18 protein-coding genes are annotated in these 19,778 nt (G+C 55.2%); 11 read left to right on the top strand and 7 right to left on the bottom strand.

Going from position 1 to position 19,778, the window contains the following annotated elements:
- Positions 1 to 6: 6 nt before the first annotated feature.
- The 3 genes from fruK to NP77_RS22870 all read right to left on the bottom strand — a co-directional run bounded on the left by fruK (position 7) and on the right by NP77_RS22870 (position 2,599).
- A complete protein-coding gene (fruK, locus tag NP77_RS08530; protein ID WP_003854138.1) occupies positions 7 to 945 on the bottom strand; it encodes a 1-phosphofructokinase in 939 nt (312 codons plus the stop codon).
- The gene (gene fruB, locus NP77_RS08525; protein WP_039659760.1) at positions 942 to 2,072 is read right to left on the bottom strand and encodes a fused PTS fructose transporter subunit IIA/HPr protein; all 1,131 of its coding nucleotides are present in this window, start codon (positions 2,070 to 2,072) and stop codon (positions 942 to 944) included. The genes fruK and fruB overlap by 4 nt, the downstream gene beginning before the upstream one ends.
- A 272-nt stretch (positions 2,073 to 2,344) precedes the next feature.
- The gene (locus tag NP77_RS22870) at positions 2,345 to 2,599 is read right to left on the bottom strand and encodes a YkgJ family cysteine cluster protein (protein WP_072040357.1); all 255 of its coding nucleotides are present in this window, start codon (positions 2,597 to 2,599) and stop codon (positions 2,345 to 2,347) included.
- A gap of 163 nt (positions 2,600 to 2,762) precedes the next feature.
- On the opposite strand from NP77_RS22870, the gene yeiP reads away from it, so the two are divergent.
- From yeiP to yejF, 9 genes are all read left to right on the top strand, one after another.
- Entirely contained in the window at positions 2,763 to 3,335 is a 573-nt protein-coding gene (yeiP, locus tag NP77_RS08520) for an elongation factor P-like protein YeiP (protein ID WP_003854146.1), read from the top strand.
- A gap of 74 nt (positions 3,336 to 3,409) precedes the next feature.
- Positions 3,410 to 4,378, top strand: coding sequence for a GTP-binding protein (locus NP77_RS08515; protein ID WP_003854147.1), 969 nt, complete (start codon positions 3,410 to 3,412; stop codon positions 4,376 to 4,378).
- A 42-nt stretch (positions 4,379 to 4,420) separates the two neighbouring features.
- The gene (locus NP77_RS08510; protein ID WP_003854148.1) at positions 4,421 to 5,128 is read left to right on the top strand and encodes a phosphatase PAP2 family protein; all 708 of its coding nucleotides are present in this window, start codon (positions 4,421 to 4,423) and stop codon (positions 5,126 to 5,128) included.
- A gap of 512 nt (positions 5,129 to 5,640) precedes the next feature.
- Entirely contained in the window at positions 5,641 to 6,216 is a 576-nt protein-coding gene (gene mepS / locus NP77_RS08500; protein WP_071591717.1) for a bifunctional murein DD-endopeptidase/murein LD-carboxypeptidase, read from the top strand.
- 216 nt (positions 6,217 to 6,432) lie between these two features.
- Positions 6,433 to 7,995: a cyclic di-GMP phosphodiesterase gene (locus NP77_RS08495; protein WP_039659757.1), complete on the top strand. Its 1,563-nt coding sequence runs from the start codon at positions 6,433 to 6,435 to the stop codon at positions 7,993 to 7,995.
- A 44-nt stretch (positions 7,996 to 8,039) separates the two neighbouring features.
- Positions 8,040 to 9,848 carry an extracellular solute-binding protein gene (locus NP77_RS08490; RefSeq protein WP_039659756.1) on the top strand — a complete coding sequence of 603 codons (1,809 nt, stop codon included), beginning with the start codon at positions 8,040 to 8,042 and terminating at the stop codon, positions 9,846 to 9,848.
- An 11-nt stretch (positions 9,849 to 9,859) separates the two neighbouring features.
- Positions 9,860 to 10,954 carry a microcin C ABC transporter permease YejB gene (locus NP77_RS08485; RefSeq protein ID WP_003854153.1) on the top strand — a complete coding sequence of 365 codons (1,095 nt, stop codon included), beginning with the start codon at positions 9,860 to 9,862 and terminating at the stop codon, positions 10,952 to 10,954.
- The gene (locus NP77_RS08480) at positions 10,951 to 11,973 is read left to right on the top strand and encodes an ABC transporter permease (protein WP_003854154.1); all 1,023 of its coding nucleotides are present in this window, start codon (positions 10,951 to 10,953) and stop codon (positions 11,971 to 11,973) included. The genes NP77_RS08485 and NP77_RS08480 overlap by 4 nt, the downstream gene beginning before the upstream one ends.
- Positions 11,974 to 13,578 carry a microcin C ABC transporter ATP-binding protein YejF gene (gene yejF / locus NP77_RS08475; protein WP_039659754.1) on the top strand — a complete coding sequence of 535 codons (1,605 nt, stop codon included), beginning with the start codon at positions 11,974 to 11,976 and terminating at the stop codon, positions 13,576 to 13,578.
- Here the strand turns inward: yejF and NP77_RS08470 are convergent.
- From NP77_RS08470 to rsuA, 3 genes are all read right to left on the bottom strand, one after another.
- Entirely contained in the window at positions 13,565 to 13,885 is a 321-nt protein-coding gene (locus NP77_RS08470) for a hypothetical protein (protein WP_003854157.1), read from the bottom strand. The genes yejF and NP77_RS08470 overlap by 14 nt on opposite strands.
- 287 nt (positions 13,886 to 14,172) lie before the next feature.
- On the bottom strand, positions 14,173 to 15,369 hold the full coding sequence (locus tag NP77_RS08465; protein WP_008926121.1) for a Bcr/CflA family multidrug efflux MFS transporter: 1,197 nt from the start codon (positions 15,367 to 15,369) through the stop codon (positions 14,173 to 14,175).
- 49 nt (positions 15,370 to 15,418) lie between these two features.
- Positions 15,419 to 16,138, bottom strand: coding sequence for a 16S rRNA pseudouridine(516) synthase RsuA (gene rsuA, locus NP77_RS08460; protein ID WP_003854163.1), 720 nt, complete (start codon positions 16,136 to 16,138; stop codon positions 15,419 to 15,421).
- Positions 16,139 to 16,293: 155 nt separating this feature from the next.
- On the opposite strand from rsuA, the gene NP77_RS08455 reads away from it, so the two are divergent.
- The gene (locus tag NP77_RS08455) at positions 16,294 to 18,048 is read left to right on the top strand and encodes a DEAD/DEAH box helicase (RefSeq protein WP_008926122.1); all 1,755 of its coding nucleotides are present in this window, start codon (positions 16,294 to 16,296) and stop codon (positions 18,046 to 18,048) included.
- 176 nt (positions 18,049 to 18,224) lie between these two features.
- Positions 18,225 to 18,509 (top strand): 50S ribosomal protein L25, encoded by a 285-nt coding sequence (rplY, locus tag NP77_RS08450; RefSeq protein WP_003854168.1) that lies wholly within the window; start codon positions 18,225 to 18,227, stop codon positions 18,507 to 18,509.
- A 120-nt stretch (positions 18,510 to 18,629) separates the two neighbouring features.
- On the opposite strand, the gene yejK is transcribed toward rplY, so the two are convergent.
- On the bottom strand, positions 18,630 to 19,634 hold the full coding sequence (gene yejK, locus NP77_RS08445; RefSeq protein WP_033743236.1) for a nucleoid-associated protein YejK: 1,005 nt from the start codon (positions 19,632 to 19,634) through the stop codon (positions 18,630 to 18,632).
- Positions 19,635 to 19,778 lie beyond the last annotated feature (144 nt).

The raw sequence follows: 19,778 nt of genomic DNA, 5'->3' as shown, positions 1-19,778 counted from the left end.
CTGCTGTCAGTTAACGGGTTGTAAGTCGACACGCGCCATCATTGCGGCCAACTGCGTACGATCGGAAACGCCAACGTTGCTCTGGCTGACGGCCATCGCCGCCACGGCAGTCGCAAGACGCAGCGTGTGTTCGCTGGATTCACGCATCAGCAGGCCATAAATCAGGCCGCCCACCATCGAATCACCGGCACCCACGGTGCTTACGACTTCACACACCGGCGGTTTAGCAATCCATTCGCCTGACGCGTTGACCCACAGTGCGCCTTCCGCGCCCAATGAAATCACCACATGGGCGATGCCCTGCTCGCGCAGTTCGTGCGCAGCGCCAATCACATCCTGCAGACCAGGCAGTTTGCGACCGGCCCAGATCTCCAGCTCACGGCGGTTAGGTTTCACCAGCCATGGTGCGGCTTTCAGTCCTGCCACCAGCGCCTCGCGGCTGCTGTCGAAGATAATGCAGGGGCAGTGAGTACGCAGTTCGGTCATCCAGCGGGTAAAGGCATCGTGATCAACGCCTTCTGGCAGGCTGCCGCTGACGCAGACCATGTCGAACTGGCCCAGCCAGGTCAGAGAATCAGCCGTAAAACGATCCCAGTCCTGACCCGTTACCTGGAAACCGGAGAAGTTGAGATCGGTAACGTCGCCGGTCTGTTCAGTGAGTTTAACGTTAATACGGGTACGGCCCGGCACCACCTGGAAACGGTTGGCAATGCCCAGCTCGCTGAACAGCTGCTGGAAGCCGTCCTGATTCTCTTTACCCAGGAATCCACCCACGGTGACATCAATACCCAGGTCTTTCAGGACTTTAGCAACGTTGATGCCCTTGCCCGCCGCGTGCAGCCCGGTGGTTTTCACCAGGTTGACTTCGCCGCGTTCAATTTCAGGGGTATATCCCACCAGGTCATACGCCGGATTCAGCGTGATGGTGGCGACGCGTCTGCTCATGCTGCCCCCTCGCCCAGACCGCTGTTGATCGCCTCTTCAATGGCGGTCAGCGCCTGCTGTGCATCGTCACCGCTGGCGGTAAAGCGCAGGCGATGGCCTTTCTTCACGCCCAGCGCAACCACTTTCATCAGGCTACGGCCGTTAGCAGGTTTACCGCTGCCGTCGAGATTGGTCACAGTGATGTCGCTGTTGAACTGCTTGATTACGCTAACCAGCGCGGTGCCTGGACGGGCATGGAGACCATGCTCGTTGCGAATAGTGAATTCTGCGGTCAGCACCTCAGCCTGCTCATCAACTTCGCTGGTCAGCAGTGCGTAAACGCCTGCTGCATCCGCATTAAGCAGGCGATCTGCTTTGTTCTGCTGCAGTAATGCGCTGAGGTAACCCAGCACTTCCAGTGGACGTTCATCGGTCGCTGAAACGCTGATTAACATCGCCGCGGATTCGCCCTGATGGTCGAATGCATGTTCAGCGCGGCTGATGGCAACACCGCTGCGCAGGTTGCCGAGGCTGCTGTCGCTGAGCCAGATGCCCTGACCCAGATTCAGCGGAGCCGTCGAGACCACGTCTGCGACGTAGCTCGCATCCACCACACCCGCGGACTGCAGCCGGCCAGCATTCATTGCCTGCAGAGTGATCAGATCGCTGGCAGCGACGTTGAGCGTAATTAATGAGGTGTCGAAGCTGAACTCGGCGGCCTGTTTTTCGCCCATCAGCAACGCACGGAGATCTTCAGCAGAGGCAGTTTTAAGCTGTTCAGCAATGGTGTCATCGCTCAGAACATGGGTCAGCTGACGCAGCAGCGCCAGATGCTCATCCGACTTAGCGGCAATCCCGATGGCGACATAAGCAGTCTGATCGTCACCCCAGGCAATGCCCTGCGGGAACTGAAACACCTGAACACCGGTTTTCAGGACCATGTCGCGGGTATCGGTGGTGCCATGGGGAATTGCGATGCCGTTGCCGAGGAACGTTGAGGTTTGCTGTTCGCGGGCCAGCATGCCGTTGACGTAGCCTTCCGTCACATTACCCGCAGCGGTTAACGCGGCAGCAACCTGACGAATGGCCTCTTCTTTATTCTGGGCGCTGGCTCCGGTATGGATGGCCTGCAATTCGAGCTGGAACATAATTCTCCTCGCTTGCTGAGATTGAATCGTTTCAGCCAGTGGGGATTTTTTTACGCCATGCTGTTGAAAACAGGTGGCGCAGTCACCGCTGAAACGTTTCAGGGATTGTGGTACAGCAATTTTGCGGAGGCAAGAGAATGCGCAAACGGCGTAACAGATTTTTGACGTTACGCACATTTCAGGAGGATTAAGGGGAATAAAAAGTGAACAGGCTGACGCGGTTGCTGTAATGCAGAGATCTGTGGACCGAAAATGTCAGCAGCGTCAGCGCTTCAGGGGGTAGTATCGGCTTCGAGCTGAAGTAAGTATGTCATCGCCTCCTGGCGTGAGTTGCCACACATGCTGTATGCAGGCTGCAGGCCTGCGCAGACGGCAGGACGCAATGGCGAACCAAACAGTTTGCAACGCAGTGAGTCATCGAGCTGAACGCAGGGCGTGTTCGCGGGCTTGCCGTCAGGCATGCCAGGAATGGGTGAAGAGATCGAGGGCGCTGTACAACAGGCACCGCACTGGCTACGGCATTGCATGCTGTGCTCCGGCAGAGAAAGTCGCGGCGACAATAGCAGTCCGGGGCAGAAATTGCCATGGAAGCCGCGGCCTGACACAAAATTTCGCCTCCACCATATTGCCAGTTTTCACCGGCACGCGTAACGTTGCGCGCACTTCACTCTCAAGATAGCGAGAACAGCAATGCCAAAAGCCAATGAAATCAAAAAAGGGATGGCCGTCACGCACAACGGTAAACTGCTGCTGGTTAAAGACATTGATGTCCAGAGCCCCAGCGCACGCGGTGCTGCCACCCTGTATAAAATGCGCTTTACCGATGTCCGCACCGGTTTAAAAGTTGAAGAGCGGTTCAAAGGCGACGAGATTATTGATGCGATTTCGCTCAGCCGTCGCAGCGTCACCTTCTCTTATATAGATGGTGACGAATATATTTTCATGGATGATGAGGATTACACCCCTTACTCCTTTAAGCAGGAGCAGATCGAAGAAGAGCTGCTGTTTATCCCTGAAGGCGGCATCCCTGGCATTCACGTGCTGACGATGGAGGGTCAGGTACTGGCGCTGGAACTGCCACAAACCGTGGATATGGAGATCGTGGATACTTCACCAGGCATTAAAGGGGCTTCCGCCAGCGCCCGTACCAAACCAGCCGGAATGAGCACAGGCCTCTCTATTCAGGTTCCGGAATATTTGAGCAACGGTGACCGCATCCGCATCCATATCGCTGAACGCCGTTACATGGGCCGCGCTGACTAAACCGCCAGCCTGCTGCTGATCGCGATAATGTTATAGTATTACACTATTGCGTTATTTTCTGGCGGGGGCGTCCCATGACACGCGTTAATCTGATTACCGGTTTTTTGGGCAGCGGCAAAACCACGCTGCTCTGCCATCTGCTCGCAGCGCGGCCCGCAGGAGAAAAGTGGGCGGTGCTGGTCAATGAATTTGGCGAGATTGGGATCGACGGTGCCCTGCTGGCCGATCGCGGTGCCACGCTGAAGGAGATTCCCGGCGGCTGCCTGTGCTGCGTTAACGGTCTGCCGATGCAGGTTGGGCTGAATATGCTGCTGAAGAGCAAGCCCGACCGACTGCTGATTGAGCCAACGGGTCTGGGCCATCCGCGTCAGGTGTTGCAGATGTTAAGTGCGCCGGTGTATCAGGCGTGGCTGCAACTGAACGCCACTCTGACGCTGCTGGATGCTCGTCAACTGGCTGAGCCGCGTATTGTTGCCAATGAAAACTTTCGCGATCAACTCGCTGCCGCCGACATTATTATTGCTAATAAGCGCGACTGCTGGAGCGAAGAGGACCGTCAGCGCCTGGCTGACTGGCAGCAGCAGATGCAGCCTGCTCGTCCTCTGATACAGACCGAATTCGGTCAAATCCCCCTTTCCCTGCTTGATGCCCCTTATCTGCCGCGCGACCTCCCTGCGCCGCATCACCATCATTCGTCGCCCCCGACCAGCGGTCTGGCGGCATTACGACTGGATGGCGAGGCGCGATGGCGTCGGGCGCTGAACCACGGCCAGGGCTATAGCGCCTGCGGCTGGCTGTTTGATGCTGACACGCTGTTTAGCCGCGATGCGCTGCTGGAGTGGGTCCGGCTGGCAGCGGTCGATCGCATTAAAGGGGTAATGCGCACGCCAGAAGGCACAATGCGTATTAACTGCCAGGCAAAAGAGTTGCAAAGTGAGACATTCACCTCACTGCCGCCCGATAGCCGTATTGAGATCATCCATTCTCAGCAGGTCGACTGGAATCAGCTACAATCGGCATTGTTGAAGTGCCGTTTACGCTAAGACAGGTATTGTCGGCGGTTATTTTTTTAATGAGTTTTAATTATGCGCGTAACCCGCCTTATTACTATCCTGCTGCTCAATGCACTGGGCATAGTGCTGTTTCTTTCCTGGTATTTGCCGCCTGAACACGGTTTCTGGTTTGGCATCGATAAATCTGTTTTCTTTGGCTTCAATAATCAGATGGGCACTCATCCGCTCTTCGCGCTGATCGTCGCTATCACCAATTTTCGTGGTTTTGATGCGGTATCCCTGCTGGCGATGGGTCTGCTTTATCTGTCGATCTGGCGGCAGGAAACGCCAGAGGCCAGGCGTCGGATGCTGGCCATTGGTATCACCATGTTGTTAACCGCCGTGGTGCTTAATCAGCTGGGCCATTTGTTGCCCGTGAAACACTCGAGTCCGACGCGATTCTTTGATCACGTTTATCGCGTCAGTGAATTAACCGGTATTCCCGCTAAAGATGCCTCAAAAGACAGTTTCCCTGGGGACCACGGTATGATGCTGATCATCTTCGCCTGCTTTATCTGGCGTTATTTTGGTTTCAGCCGTTTTATCGTTGCCGCCGCTATTGTGGTGATATTTTCACTGCCGCGCGTCATGGCGGGCGCGCACTGGTTTACCGATATTGCCGTCGGTTCACTGTCGGTCGTTTTAGTCGGACTGAGCTGGTGGCTATTAACACCAGCAAGTGACGTATTGGTTAACTGGTTTTATCGCAAATTACCGGGTAAATATAAGCCCGTGATGTAAATGTTAAGCGCGGTCGGTTTACCCGCCAGGTTCATAACCGCCCGCGCTTATAAAAAACAGCTCCTCACTATTAGGCTGCTAATTAAATTCACGAAAAGAAAAGGTTATGACCCGGCTTACGCGTTAACGGGTCTTCACACCAGGCTGTCAATTAAGAAAACACTGAAACAGCAGGCTATGCCCCGAATTGACCTCCCTTTCATCCCCTGTTCTCACCATTATTTCCCCACAATTGTCTCTAAAATAGTCAGTGTGTTACGGTTTGATTCTCATCAAAAAAACCTATATGAAATTGATTAAAAGCACTCGCCACGGCGTCTGTAATCAGTTAACCTCAGTCGCAGTGAGACTACAGCGGCAGAAAATTCAGATTTTTTACCGTTAAAGTGTGTCCATTAACACATTTTAGTAATTAAGGATTTGTCTTAGCCTGTTTCGCTTATTAATCTCCCTGTTTTGTCATCTGGCTGGCGACAATTTTGTCGTAAGGAAATCGAAGGAAAACCCGAATAATGGTCAAGTCTCAACCAATACTGAGATATATAATGCGGATCGTGCCCGCATTGGCGCTAGCCACACTCCTCTCAGCTTGTAGCAGTACCCATAGCAGTCAAAACGCGAATAACGAGAATCATGAAGTTAACAACCACAATGGTTTTTTACTTCAGGCGTCTCAGGATGAGTTTGAAGAAATGGTGCGTAACGTCGATGTTAAGTCGCGCATCATGGAACAATACGCCGTCTGGAAAGGTGTGCGCTATCGCCTCGGTGGCGATACCAAACGCGGGATCGATTGTTCCGCCTTTGTACAACGCACCTTCCGCGATCAGTTTGGCTTAGAATTACCTCGTTCTACCTCTGAGCAACAAGACACAGGCAAAGAGATCACCCGCAGTAAATTACGCCCTGGCGATCTGGTGATGTTCCGTGCCGGTTCAACGGGCCGCCACGTGGGCATTTACCTGGGTAACGATAACTTTGTTCATGCATCTACCAGCAGTGGCGTGATGATTTCCAGTCTCAATGATGACTACTGGAAAAAGCGTTACCGTGAAGGGCGTCGTGTATTAAGTCGTAACCCGACCTGATTATCACCTTCGATTTTCTCTCGCCAGAGAACAAGAAACGCTGCCTGTGCAGCGTTTTTTTTCGTGCCTGAAGATGGCAGGCAGATTTTTATCAGATAAAAGCATTGTATTTCAGATAAATAACGAGACATTTCAGACTCTCTCGTTATATTCTCGGTCGCTTAAACCGAAGCAGTCGTGCGCAATAACATAATAATAATTTATCAGGAGCACCTCATGCCATTGTCGGGGGCACTACGGCGCCGTGACACTACTCCTCGCCGTATCGCATGCAGTAGCGCGATGGCTGGCGGCTTATTCTTTCTTTTGTTCGCCGTACTCTCTTTTCACCAGACCTGGCAGAAGCGCGAACGGCAGCATCAGCAACTGCTGGAGAACAGTCGCACGGCATTGCAGCAAACGCTCTCCACGTTGATTAACAGCACTCTCACTCCCCTGCTTCCGTTTACCCACACTGCCTGCCATAACATAGATCGTGAACTGACCTCACGCGCCGCCTTTGCCGGAAACCTTCGCGCCATTCTGCTGGTTGATAACGGTACAGCCTTTTGCTCGTCAGCGACCGGCAGTTTTAGTCTGCCACTTAATGTGATTGCGCCGCACAGTGACATTTCTCGCGATACCGACCTGCAACTGATGCCAGGCACGCCGTTGCAGCCGAATAAACCGGTGCTGGCCTTGTGGATCAAAAATCCAGGCAGCCTGCAGTCAGGCGTTTTCGCGACGCTCAATATCACTCTCGCGCCTTATCAGCTGCTGGCGTCCCGGCGACCGGAAATCACCGGCATGGCACTCGTGGCACAGCGCAGCGCCTTAACCAGCTGGCAGCCCGGCCTCATTGAGAATAAAAACCTGCCGACGCCCCTGCACCAGCGGGCGCTGACAGGATATCCGCTCCAGTTTGTCGTGTACGGCTCCACTCTGGCAGTCAGCGACTATCAAACTATCCTGCTAAGTGGCCTGTTGCTGTCGCTGCTGTTTGCAGGCGGATGGTGGCTACTGTTGTCGGTGTATCAGCGTCCCGGCAGAGAGCTGATTCGGGCCATGAAACGCGGCGAGTTTCACGTTGAGTATCAGCCGCTGGTGACGTCTCATGATGGCCAGCCTTATGGTATGGAAGCATTATTACGCTGGACTCACCCGACGAAAGGCCCGGTTCCGCCCGATGTCTTTATTCATTTTGCAGAATCACAGAATCTGATTATTCCGCTGACGCGGCATCTGTTTCAGCTGGTTTCCCGTGATGCACATCTGCTGTGTCATACCATTCCCCGTCATGCCAGCCTGAGTCTCAACATTTCGCCCCTGCATCTGGCTGACAGTGGTTTCCGTCAGGATGTGCTGCACTGGCTTGATACCATGCCTGCGGGACACTTTAACTATGTGTTTGAGATTACTGAGCGAGCCATGGTGCGGGATGAAAACGTCGGAGAACTGTTTGACTGGCTGCATCAGCAGCAGATTCATATTGCTATTGATGATTTTGGTACCGGGCATAGCGCGTTAATCTATCTGGAACGTTATGACTTTGATTACCTCAAAATCGATCGCGGTTTTGTTCAGAGCATCGGTACAGACACCCTGACCTCACCGGTTCTGGATTCCGTGTTGCAACTGGCGAAGAAACTCAACTTAAAGAGTGTGGCCGAAGGCGTTGAGACCGGTGAGCAGGCCACCTGGTTAATTAATCGTGGTGTAACGCATTTGCAGGGTTATATCTTTAGCCGTCCGTTACGGCCAGAAACCCTGATAGACTATTTCCGTCGTCATAAGGCCTGACATGACCTGGCCTGAAACGCCCCGGACATCTGACTGGAGGAATCATGCTGTTTCGCTTTGGACTCATACTGCTGTGTGGCCTGCTCAGCGCCCCGCTGCTGGCTGCCTCTGTCCAGCAAAGCTATGCATTCACCCAGGCTGGTGAAGCAAAATATCCGCCCGGTTTCAGCCATTACGACTATGCCAACCCCAGCGCGCCCAAAGGAGGCAGCATCACCCTGGCGGTGATCGGTACCTATGACAACTTCAATCGCTATGCCTCACGCGGCAATCCAGGCATTAACACCGGCTCGCTTTATGACGGGCTTTACACCAGTTCAGACGATGAACCCGGCAGCTATTATCCGCTGATTGCCGAGTCGGCGCGCTATGCCAGCGATTTTTCGTGGATCGAGATCCAGATGAATCCCCACGCCCGCTTCCAGGATGGCACACCGATCACCGCCCGCGACGTGGCGTTCACCTTTGAAAAATTCATGACTGAGGGCGTGCCCCAGTTCCGCGTCGCCTACCGTGGCGTTAGCGTAAAAGCGCTGAACGACCTTAAAGTGCGTATAGAAGCACAGAAGCCGGATAAAGACCTGCTGCTTGGATTACTGACGCTGCCGGTGATCGCCGAGTCATTCTGGCACGATAAAAAGTTTAATGAACCGTTAAGCGCACCGCCGTTGTCGAGCGGACCCTATCGCATCACCCGCTGGAAACTGGGTCAGTTTATTGAGTTCAGCCGGGTAAAAGATTACTGGGCCGCCGATCTGCCGGTAAACCGCGGACGTTTTAATTTTGATCGCATACGCTATGACTACTATCTGGATGACAATGTGGCGTTTGAGGCCTTTAAGGCTGGCGCTTTCGACTGGCGTGAAGAGACTTCGGCGAAGAAATGGGCCACCCAGTATCGCGGCCGCCATTTCGACGATGGCAGCATCGTCAAAGAGACTACGCCCAATGACGCTGCTATTGATACCCGCTGGCTGGCATTTAACAATGAAAAACCGCTGTTTCATGATCGACGCGTGCGTCAGGCTATCTCACTGATGTTCGATTTCGAGTGGATGAACAAAGCGCTTTACTACGGAGCCTGGCATCGCGCCAGCAGCTATTTCCAGAACACGGAGTATGCTGCCAGTGGTGTGCCGGATGCACAGCAACGGGCGCTGCTTGAACCCTGGCGCGCACAACTGCCGCCAGAGCTGTTCAGCCAGCCCTATCAGCCACACAAAACGGATGGCAGCGGCTATGACCGCGCCAGTCTGTTAACCGCATTTGACCTGTTAAAACAGGCGGGCTGGCAGATTAAAAATCGCCGCCTGGTCAATGATAAAACCGGTCAGCCGTTCACCGCAGAGTTGCTGTTACGCAGCGGTTCTGACATCGACTGGGCACTCCCGCTGCAGCACAATCTTTCGCGGCTTGGCATTACGCTGAATCTGCGGCAGATCGACAGCTCGCAGTATCTGCGGCGCAAACGGGAAGGTGACTACGATATGATTGCCACCGCCTATTCAGCGATGCCCATCCCGACGTCCAGCCTGCAGATCCTCTGGCACTCCGACTACATCAACTCGTCGTGGAACAGTGCGCGGGTTAAAGATCCGATAGTGGATCACTTTGTGAAACAGATTGTGGCGCATCAGGACGATCCTGCTGAACTTCGCCCGCTGGCACAGGCGCTGGATCGGGTGCTGCTGTGGAATGCCTATATGATCCCAATGTGGTACAACGCTGAACAGCGGCTGGCATACTGGGATAAGTTTTCTCACCCTGCACGCAAGCCCGCCTACAGTACAGGGCTGGAAAACTGGTGGTACGACACAAACAAAGCCGGACGCCTGCCGGCCAGTAAACGCTAAGGAGATCACCGTTGGCCGCTTACTTTCTGCGCAGACTGCTGCTGATTATCCCGACCTTGTGGGCGATCATCACGCTTAATTTTTTTATCGTGCAAATCGCGCCCGGCGGCCCGGTCGATCAGGCGCTGGCAAATATTGAGTTTGGTCAGACAACCGGCCTGCCCGGCAGCGGGGCGGAGAGCGCCAGTTCACGCGCCAGCTTCAGTCACATTAATCCTGGCGATAATCAGTATCGTGGCGCACGCGGGCTGGATCCTGAAGTGATTGCTGAGATTAAAAAGCGTTACGGCTTCGATAAACCTCTCTGGCAGCGCTACGGCGAGATGCTGTGGAATTACCTGCGTCTGGATTTTGGCGACAGCCTGTTTCGCAGCGCCTCGGTGATCGGGCTGATCAAAGAGAGCCTGCCAGTCTCGATCAGCCTGGGACTCTGGAGCACCCTGATTATTTATCTGGTGTCGATTCCACTGGGGATCCGCAAAGCGGTGCGCAATGGCAGCGCCTTTGATGTCTGGAGCAGCGCCTTTATTATCATCGGCTACTCTATTCCGGCCTTTCTGTTCGGCATCATGCTGATTGTGCTGTTTGCCGGTGGCAGCTATCTCGACTGGTTTCCGCTGCGTGGGCTCACCTCTGCGCAGCACGATACACTGCCCTGGTATGGCAAAGTGCTGGACTACTTCTGGCATATCGCTCTGCCGGTGCTGGCGACAGTGATCGGCGGCTTCGCCACGCTGACCATGCTGACCAAAAACGCCTTTCTGGACGAGATCCGCAAACTCTATGTGGTGACCGCGCGCGCCAAAGGGGTGCCAGAGCGACGCATTCTCTATCATCATGTGTTTCGCAATGCGATGCTGCTGGTGATCGCCAGCTTCCCGGCCACGTTTATCAGCATGTTCTTTACCAGTTCGGTACTCATCGAAGTGATGTTTTCGCTCAACGGGCTTGGGCTGCTCGGCTATGACGCGACATTGCAACGCGACTACCCGGTGATGTTTGGCACGCTCTATATTTTCACGCTGATCGGTTTGCTGATGAATATCCTCAGCGATCTGACTTATACGCTGGTCGATCCCCGCATCGACTTCGGGAGCCGCTCATGACGCTCTCACCCCTGAATCAGCAGCGCTGGCAGCGCTTTCGTCACAACCGACGCGGCTACTGGTCGCTCTGGATCTTTCTGATCATTTTTCTGCTGTCGCTGGGTGCTGAACTGATCGCGAATGACAAGCCGTTGCTGGTGCATTACCACCAACGCTGGACGGTGCCGCTGCTGTTTGACTACAGCGAAACCGACTATGGCGGTGTACTGGCGACAGCGGCGGATTATCAGGATCCCTGGCTGCGGCAGCGCATCAGGCAGAATGGCTGGGCGCTGTGGGCACCGATTCGTTTCAGCGACGGAACCATTAATTTTGCTACTCAGGTGCCCTTCCCTTCTCCGCCCTCTGCGCAGAACTGGCTCGGCACGGACGCCAACGGCGGCGACGTACTGGCTCGGCTGCTCTATGGCACACGTATCTCTCTGCTGTTCGGTCTGCTGCTGACGCTTCTCTCCAGCGTCATCGGGATTGTGGTCGGCGCGGTGCAGGGCTATTTCGGCGGCAGAATTGACCTGATTGGGCAGCGGATGATTGAAGTCTGGTCTGGCATGCCCGCGCTGTTTCTGCTGATTCTTCTCTCCAGCGTGATTCAGCCTGGCTTCTGGTGGCTGTTGCTGGTCACCGTGGCGTTTGGCTGGATGAGTCTGGTAAGTGTTGTCAGGGCAGAGTTTCTCCGTACCCGAAATTTTGATTACATTCGTGCCGCGCAGGCGCTGGGCGTGAGCGATGGCCGGATTATGTTGCGCCATATGCTGCCTAACGCGATGGTGGCCACACTGACCTTTCTGCCGTTTATTTTGTGCGGATCGATTACCACGCTGACCTCACTCGACTTTCTGGGCTTCGGCCTGCCGCTGGGTTCGCCCTCGCTGGGCGAGTTACTGCTGCAGGGCAAGAACAACCTGCAGGCTCCCTGGTTAGGTCTGGCGGGCTTTTTCACTCTGGCGATCCTGCTTTCGCTGCTGATTTTTATCGGCGAAGCGGTGCGTGACGCCTTTGATCCGGGCAAAGGAGCCTGAATGACGACGCCATTGCTTGCTATCAATCATCTCTCAGTCGCCTTTCGTCAGGGCAAGCAGCTTCGACAGGTCGTGAATGACGTGTCGCTGCGCATTGACGCAGGTGAAACGCTGGCGCTGGTGGGTGAGTCTGGTTCCGGCAAGAGCGTCACCGCGCTGTCGGTAATGCGACTGCTGCATGAGGCTTCAGTGATTTATCCCAGCGGCGAGATTCTGTTTAACGGTGAAGATCTGCTGCGCGCCCGCGAGCAGCGTCTGCGGGGTATTCGCGGCAACCAGATCGCGATGATTTTTCAGGAGCCCATGGTGTCACTGAATCCGCTGCACACCGTGGAGAAGCAGCTGTATGAAGTGCTGTCACTGCATCGCGGGATGCGTCGTCCGGCCGCACGCGGGGAGATTCTCAGCGTGCTCGATCGGGTCGGTATCCGGCAGCCCGCCACCCGGCTCAATGATTTTCCCCACCAGCTTTCCGGCGGTGAACGCCAGCGGGTGATGATTGCCATGGCGCTGCTGACCGAGCCGCAGCTGCTGATTGCCGATGAGCCGACCACGGCACTGGATGTGACGGTTCAGGCCCAGATCCTGACGCTGCTGCGCGAACTGCAACGTGAGCTGAACATGGGCATGCTGTTCATCACGCATAACCTGAATATTGTGCGTCAGCTGGCAGATAATGTCAGCGTGATGCGCAACGGTCACATCGTGGAGCAGAATCGCTGCCAGACCCTGATGAACCAGCCGCAGCATCCTTACAGCCAGCAGTTGCTGGCTGCGGAACCGGAGGGAAAAGCCGTTCCGCTGCCCGCAGCGTCGCCCATTCTTCTTCGTGTCGGGCAGCTTCAGGTGAGCTTTACACAGCGGCGCGGGCTGTTCCGTCGCCAGAACAGTGAAAAGCGGGTGCTTTCCGGATTGAGTTTTAGCCTGCGGCGTGGCGAAAGTCTGGGCCTGGTGGGTGAGTCCGGCTCGGGTAAAAGCACCACCGGGCTGGCACTGCTGCGGCTGATTGCCTCACGCGGCGAGATCTGGTTTGACGGTCAGCCGCTGCATCAACTGTCGCGTCAGCAACTGTTGCCGCTGCGTCAGCGTATTCAGGTGGTGTTTCAGGACCCTAACTCCTCACTCAATCCGCGCATGACGGTGCAGCAGATTATTGCTGAGGGTCTGGCGGTACATCAGCCTGAACTCGACAGTGTGCAGCAGACGCAGCGGGTTATCGCCGTCATGGAGGAAGTGGGGCTTGAAGCGGAAAGTCGCCATCGTTATCCGGCCGAATTTTCTGGCGGTCAGCGACAGCGTATTGCTATTGCGCGGGCATTGATTCTGGAGCCGGAGTTGCTGGTGCTGGATGAACCGACTTCATCGCTGGATCGCACGGTGCAGAAGCAAATTCTGACGCTGTTACGCCGTTTGCAGCAGCAGCGGCAGCTCAGTTATCTGTTTATCAGTCACGACCTGGATGTGGTTCGCGCGCTGTGCCACCAGCTTATCGTGCTGTGCCAGGGAGAGGTCGTGGAACAGGGCGAGTGTGAAAGGCTGTTTGCTTCACCCGTGGCAGATTATACCCGCGAGCTACTGCAGTCGGCGCAGCTTAACCTCCAATAAAGGTTTCTGCTATCGCCACGCCCTGATTTTTTAAACAGCAGTTAGTGGCACTTTCGTCACGACGCTGAATGAACAGGCAGGGCTGCCCTTCGCACTCAGCAACTTTGCAATCAACCTGAATATCCGCCAGAACCTCTTTTAACTGCTGCAGAATCTCCCACGCCGGAATGCCGTCATGGCTGATCAATCGCAGCGCCACGAAATCCTGCTCATCCAGCGTTGCATCATCAGAATCAATGGCGCTGTGGTGATCGCTGGCCCAGCGAAAATGCTGTGGCAGACGATGCACAATTGAAAGTTGCAGCATAGTTTACTTTCCCCGGATGAGTTTATGTCGCAACACCGACCTGCCCGCAGCCAGCGGGTCATTCACCGCAGAGTCCGGACAGGGAGGCCCATCCGTGCGGATTGCAGAAGCGCATTTTTGCGACTTACATCGCACTTCAGCCTATATGTACCGCGTTCACTCACCGTTAACAATCATTTTAGACGCATTATGATTACTTTTTTAACTAAAAATTTTCACAATAAAGAAACAAAACCGTCGGGATGTGCATCACTGCGGGCAATCGGGGAAGAAACCACTGCGCCCGGTTAACGGGTCGCAGTGCGGGGACGTGAAGCGTAGAAGAAGAGCAGCAGAGAAATTGTCGCGCACAGGGCAATTGTGCCGACCATCGGCCAGGCGCTGTTGAAACTCACCAGCGACAGCAGTGCACCGACAAAAGCACCCACGCCAAAACGCAGCGTGCCCGCCAGAGAGGATGCCGTTCCGGCCATATGCGGAAACTCATCCAGGATCACCGCCATCGCATTCGATGAGACCATCGACACGCAGCCGATAAACATCGCGATTCCCATCACCAGCGGCAAAAAGCCGAGGCTGAAGGCGCTGACAACCAGCAACCAGATGCCCATGCAGAACTGTATCAGCAGCCCCAGCCGGAACATCGCCACCGGGCCAAAGCGGCGCACGGCACGGCTGTTAATCAGCGTCAGGACAAACAGAAACACCACGTTGAGACCAAAGTAGTAGCCAAAGTTTTGCGGTGAGACGTGATTCAGCTCAATGTAAACAAAGGGGCCGGCATTGAGAAAAGTAAAGAGCCCGGCAAAGGAGAAGCCGCTCGACAGCATGTAACTGAACGCCCGTTTGTGGCGAAACAGCGTCACGAAGTTGCCGAGCGTGGTGCGCAGATGAAAACGCTGTCGCTGCTCCGGCTTCAGGGTTTCGCGGATTTGTGTGGTTACCAGCACAGTGGTCACTAATGCCGCACCCGCGAGCGCCCAGAAAATTGCGTGCCAGCTCCAGAGCACCAGCAGCCAGCCACCGATGATCGGCGCCAGCAGCGGCGCGATGGTGGTAATCAGCATCACAAAGGACATCATGCGCGAGAAGTCCTCTTTCGAGTAACTGTCACGCATCAGCGCGTTGATCACCACACTGGCTGCGGCGGCAGAAAGTCCGTGCAGGAAGCGCATCAGAATCAGCTGATCGATGGTCTGTGACAGTGCACAGGCCGCAGCGGCGCAGGCAAAGATCAGCGTGCCGAGTGCAATTACCGGCTTACGCCCATAGCTGTCTGCCAGCGGACCATAGATAAGCTGGCCAATCGCGAAGCCAAGGATGTAGAGGTTAAGCGACATCTGCACGCTACCGGCTGACACCCCGAACTCACGCGCAATCTGCGGCATGGCAGGCAGATACATGTCAATCGACAACGGCATCAGCATGGCTAACAGACCGAGGATGACGACCAGTCCTGTTGGCGAGTTCTTTTCCTTACGCACACCTTCTCCTGCACAAATGAGTCTGGGTCGGGCCGCCTGGCCCGCCCGGTTATTTTGTCTGCAGCTCTTTCGGCAGACCAATACTGGCGATCTCGTCTTCTGTCAGCGCACGGTATTCGCCCGGTTCCAGATCCTCGTCCAGCACGATGTCACCGATGCGTTCACGATGCAGCTCAATGACCCGATTGCCGACGGCTGCAAACATCCGTTTCACCTGGTGGTAACGACCTTCGCTCAGTGTCAGCCGCACATCTGTGGGGGTAATCACCTCCAGCTGTGCCGGTTTCGTCAGGCTCTTCTCATTGTGCAGCTGCACGCCCGCTGTAAACTGTGCGGCCGTATCGTCACTGATCGGCGATTCCAGTGTCACCCGATAGGTTTTCTCGCAGTGATGACGTGGCGAGGTAATGCGGTGTGACCACTGGCCATCATCTGTCAGCAGCACCAGTCCGGTGGTGTCGATATCCAGACGCCCTGCCGCATGCAGTTTGAATGACATCGGCTCTTCGATGAAATAGATGATGGTGGGATGATCGGGATCGTCGGTTGAGCAGACGTAACCCTGCGGTTTGTTCAGCATAAAGTAGCGAGGACCGGTCTGCATCTGCAGTACGTTGCCGTCATAGACGACTTCGTGGTCGGGCAGCAGTTTGAACGCGGTATCGCGGACAACTTCCCCGTTAACGGTGACACGCTGGCCACGGATCTCGCGATGAGCGATGGCGCGGCTGATTTCCAGTTGCTGAGAGATGAATTTGTCGAGTCGCATGAATTCGTTTTGCCTGTTACTGCGGAGGGAATCTGAAACGGCCTGGTTAACCGTTGAAAATGTGCGGGAAGTATAACGTGATCCGCGCCAGCCTGACAGCGCGTTTACCGCACTTTCATGGCATAATTGCCGCCAGTTATACAAAAGTGAGCAACATGTCTTTTACCTTACGCCCCTATCAACAGGATGCGGTGAATGCCACCGTGGCGCATTTCCGTCGCCATCAGGAACCTGCCGTCATTGTGCTACCAACCGGTGCCGGCAAGAGTCTGGTGATTGCCGAGCTGGCCCGGCTGGCCCGTGGCCGGGTGCTGGTGCTGGCGCACGTCAAAGAGCTGGTGGCGCAGAACCACAGTAAATATCAGGCCTACGGGCTGGAGGCGGATATCTTTGCTGCCGGACTTCAGCGCAAAGAGAGTCAGCGCAAAGTGGTGTTTGGCAGCGTGCAGTCAGTGGCGCGTAACCTCGACCAGTTCGACAGCGCCTTCTCGCTGGTGATTGTCGATGAGTGTCACCGCATTGGCGATGATAAAGAGAGTCAGTATCAGCAGATCTTTAATCATCTGCGTCAGCACAATCCGCAACTGCGTTTACTGGGACTGACCGCTACGCCATTCCGTCTGGGTAAAGGCTGGATTTATCAGTTCCACTATCACGGCATGGTGCGTGGCGATGAAAAATCGCTGTTTCGCGACTGTATCTATGAACTGCCCCTGCGCTACATGATCAAGCATCAGTTTCTGGTGCCGCCGGAACGACTGGATATGCCGGTGGTGCAGTATGACTTCAGCCGACTGACGGCACAGTCCAACGGCCTGTTCAGCGAAGCCGATCTGAATCGTGAACTGAAGCAGCAGCAGCGCGTGACGCCCCATATCATTCGCCAGATCGTGGAGTTCGCTGAAGATCGGCTGGGCGTGATGATTTTCGCCTCAACGGTGGAGCATGCGCGTGAAATCCTGCGGCTGCTGCCAGAAAACAGCGCGCTCGTCTCGGCCGAAACGCCAGCCAGAGAGCGCGATGCCCTGATTCTGGCGTTTAAGGCGCAGCAACTGAAATTCCTGGTGAATGTGGCGGTGCTGACCACCGGGTTTGATGCGCCGCACGTTGACCTGATTGCAATCCTGCGTCCGACCGAGTCGGTCAGCCTCTATCAGCAGATCGTCGGACGCGGCCTGCGGCTCTCACCGGGTAAAACCGACTGCCTGATTCTCGATTACGCGGGTAATCCGCACGATCTCTTTACGCCCGAAGTTGGCGCCCCCAAAGGGGCCAGCGACAATCAGCCGGTTCAGGTTTTCTGTCCCGCCTGCGGTTTCGCCAACACCTTCTGGGGCAAGGCGACCGAAGATGGCATGGTGATCGAGCATTTTGGCCGGCGCTGTCAGGGCGTACTGGAAGATGACGAAGGTGAGCGCGAACAGTGTGATTTCCGCTTCCGGTTTAAAAGTTGTCCCGACTGCGGCGCAGAGAATGATATTGCCGCCCGACGTTGTCACCAGTGCGACAAAATTCTGGTCGATCCGGACGATATGCTGAAAGCGGCGCTGAAACTGAAAGACGCACTGGTGCTTCGCTGTGGTGGCATGACGCTGGAACAGGGCCATGACGCCAAAGGGGAATGGCTGAAGGCGACCTATTTTGATGAGGAAGGCACCAGCGTCAGCGAACGCTTTCGTCTGCAGACGCCGGCCCAGCGTAAGGCGTTTGAACAGCTCTTTATGCGTCCCCATCAGCGCGCCCCCGGCGTGCCGCTGGGCTGGCAGACCGCCGCTGACGTCCTGGCACTCCAGCCGCTGCTACGTCATCCCGATTTTGTCGTCGCACGGGCCAAAGGCCAGTTCTGGCAGATCCGCGAGAAAATGTTCGATTATCAGGGCCGCTATCGCCGCGCCAATGAGCTGCGTTAACAGGTGATGCCAGCGAGGGCTGACCGGATGCTGAACCCGGCGAGCGGGTATATCGTTTGCTACCACCCGGCATAACGGCTATACTGCCGCCCGCTTTTGCATGTGCATCAGCGGTATTGAATAACCTGCCTGTTACTGGGTCGCCTGTAGCAGGATTTAAATAAAGAGATATATTAATGCTCACTATCAATGCAGTAGAACGTAAAGAGCAGGGTAAGGGTGCGAGCCGCCGCCTGCGTACAGCAAACCGTTTCCCGGCCATCATCTACGGTGGTTCTGAAGCGGCTGTTGCCATCGATCTGGATCACGACTCAGTAATGAACCTGCAATCTAAGCCAGGTTTCTACGACGAAGTTCTGACCCTGTCAGTTGACGGCAAAGAAACTAAAGTGAAAGTTCAGGCTGTTCAGCGTCACCCGTTCAAGCCAAAACTGTTCCACATCGACTTCGTTCGCGCTTAATCGCGAATTACGTTGAAATGTAAAAGGGCCGGTTGAGAAACCGGCCCTTTTATTTTGTCCCTGATACACAGAGATAATCGACGTGTCAGAGAACAGAAGCCGGGCTAAGCCCGGCTTTTTTTATTTGCTGCTGGTACGGCGCTGAAGCTGGTCCCGCAGATTGGGTGGTGTGCCCTTAATCGTCAGGGTGTCCGTGGCCGGATCCCAGAAAATGCGCTCGCCCAGTAACATCGCATCAAAATTCAGGGTCAGTCCCCCGCCGCTGCCGGCAAACTTCGTCAGCTGACGCAGCGTACTGCGATCCGCCGGGAAGCTCTCTTCCAGCTCGTAGCCCTGCTCCTGGGTAAAGGCCTGGAAGGTTTTTTCGCCCAGTGGTGGCAGCTCGCTCGACAGATCTTCCAGTGCAATTTCCTCGCCCGCCTGCAACTGTTCGTTGCAGTAGCTGTAAACCTGCTGGCGATAGTTCTGCCGTTCCTGCTTATCCAGTTCGGATTCGTTGCAGTAATCATCAACGGCCTGCAACAGACCGCGGTTCTGCGCCTTCGTGTCTAATCCCACTTCGGCACCCAGGAAGTCCATAAAGAAGTCAGCCACTTTACGTCCGACGCGGCCGCGCAGGAAGGTCAGGTAACGGGTCGATTCCGGGTTGGTTTCCCATTCGGTTAAATCAATTCGCGCCACGATATCCGCATGATTGATGTCGAGATAGTGGGTGCTGCTGATATCCATCTGCTCATTGACGCGCATACTGGACTGGCTGTTCAGCACCGCAATCAGCAGATATTCCACCGCCAGATAGCGATAGTGAATAAACAGCACCACGCCGCCTTCAGCGAACGGATATTTGGCCAGCTCGTCGCGCAGACGACCTGTTGCAGCGCGGCTAAAAGCGAGAAAATCATCGTTGCCCTTACGACAATTACGCAGCGCTTCTGCCAGTTCACTTTCTGCATTGAACAGGCCATAGGCTTTGCTTTTTGCGCTGTAAACCCGGTGTAACTCCTCCACCATCGCGTTAACCGTGTTGGTGGCAGGCAGCAGTGAATCGCGCAGCGCCAGTTCAAGCTGGTTTTCATCGCGTTTGATTAACTGATGCAGGGCAATCTGGTCGATATCCAGACTCATGGTAGACTCTCCTTTTAGCACAGGCGCGTATTCAAACACCGCCAGCATCGGCTTTCAACTCTATGCGTGAAGCGAACGTACTGCTTTCGATAAAATTGCGGTAAAAAGTGCGCTATTCCGGTAATATATCGCCTTTTGAAATGA

The organism is Pantoea sp. MBLJ3, assembly GCF_000816655.1.
Taxonomy (GTDB): domain Bacteria; phylum Pseudomonadota; class Gammaproteobacteria; order Enterobacterales; family Enterobacteriaceae; genus Pantoea; species Pantoea eucalypti.
The sequence above is the reverse complement of the archived record's forward strand: the minus strand, read 5'-3'. Positions and strand labels throughout refer to the sequence as shown.

Bases quoted from the DNA above. Each gene is read 5' to 3' on its own strand.
- fruK (WP_003854138.1), bottom strand. From the start codon at position 945: ATGAGCAGACGCGTCGCCACCATCACGCTGAATCCGGCGTATGACCTG.
- fruB (WP_039659760.1), bottom strand. From the start codon at position 2,072: ATGTTCCAGCTCGAATTGCAGGCCATCCATACCGGAGCCAGCGCCCAG.
- NP77_RS22870 (WP_072040357.1), bottom strand. From the start codon at position 2,599: ATGCAATGCCGTAGCCAGTGCGGTGCCTGTTGTACAGCGCCCTCGATC.
- yeiP (WP_003854146.1), top strand. From the start codon at position 2,763: ATGCCAAAAGCCAATGAAATCAAAAAAGGGATGGCCGTCACGCACAAC.
- NP77_RS08515 (WP_003854147.1), top strand. From the start codon at position 3,410: ATGACACGCGTTAATCTGATTACCGGTTTTTTGGGCAGCGGCAAAACC.
- NP77_RS08510 (WP_003854148.1), top strand. From the start codon at position 4,421: ATGCGCGTAACCCGCCTTATTACTATCCTGCTGCTCAATGCACTGGGC.
- mepS (WP_071591717.1), top strand. From the start codon at position 5,641: ATGGTCAAGTCTCAACCAATACTGAGATATATAATGCGGATCGTGCCC.
- NP77_RS08495 (WP_039659757.1), top strand. From the start codon at position 6,433: ATGCCATTGTCGGGGGCACTACGGCGCCGTGACACTACTCCTCGCCGT.
- NP77_RS08490 (WP_039659756.1), top strand. From the start codon at position 8,040: ATGCTGTTTCGCTTTGGACTCATACTGCTGTGTGGCCTGCTCAGCGCC.
- NP77_RS08480 (WP_003854154.1), top strand. From the start codon at position 10,951: ATGACGCTCTCACCCCTGAATCAGCAGCGCTGGCAGCGCTTTCGTCAC.
- yejF (WP_039659754.1), top strand. From the start codon at position 11,974: ATGACGACGCCATTGCTTGCTATCAATCATCTCTCAGTCGCCTTTCGT.
- NP77_RS08470 (WP_003854157.1), bottom strand. From the start codon at position 13,885: ATGCTGCAACTTTCAATTGTGCATCGTCTGCCACAGCATTTTCGCTGG.
- rsuA (WP_003854163.1), bottom strand. From the start codon at position 16,138: ATGCGACTCGACAAATTCATCTCTCAGCAACTGGAAATCAGCCGCGCC.
- NP77_RS08455 (WP_008926122.1), top strand. From the start codon at position 16,294: ATGTCTTTTACCTTACGCCCCTATCAACAGGATGCGGTGAATGCCACC.
- rplY (WP_003854168.1), top strand. From the start codon at position 18,225: ATGCTCACTATCAATGCAGTAGAACGTAAAGAGCAGGGTAAGGGTGCG.
- yejK (WP_033743236.1), bottom strand. From the start codon at position 19,634: ATGAGTCTGGATATCGACCAGATTGCCCTGCATCAGTTAATCAAACGC.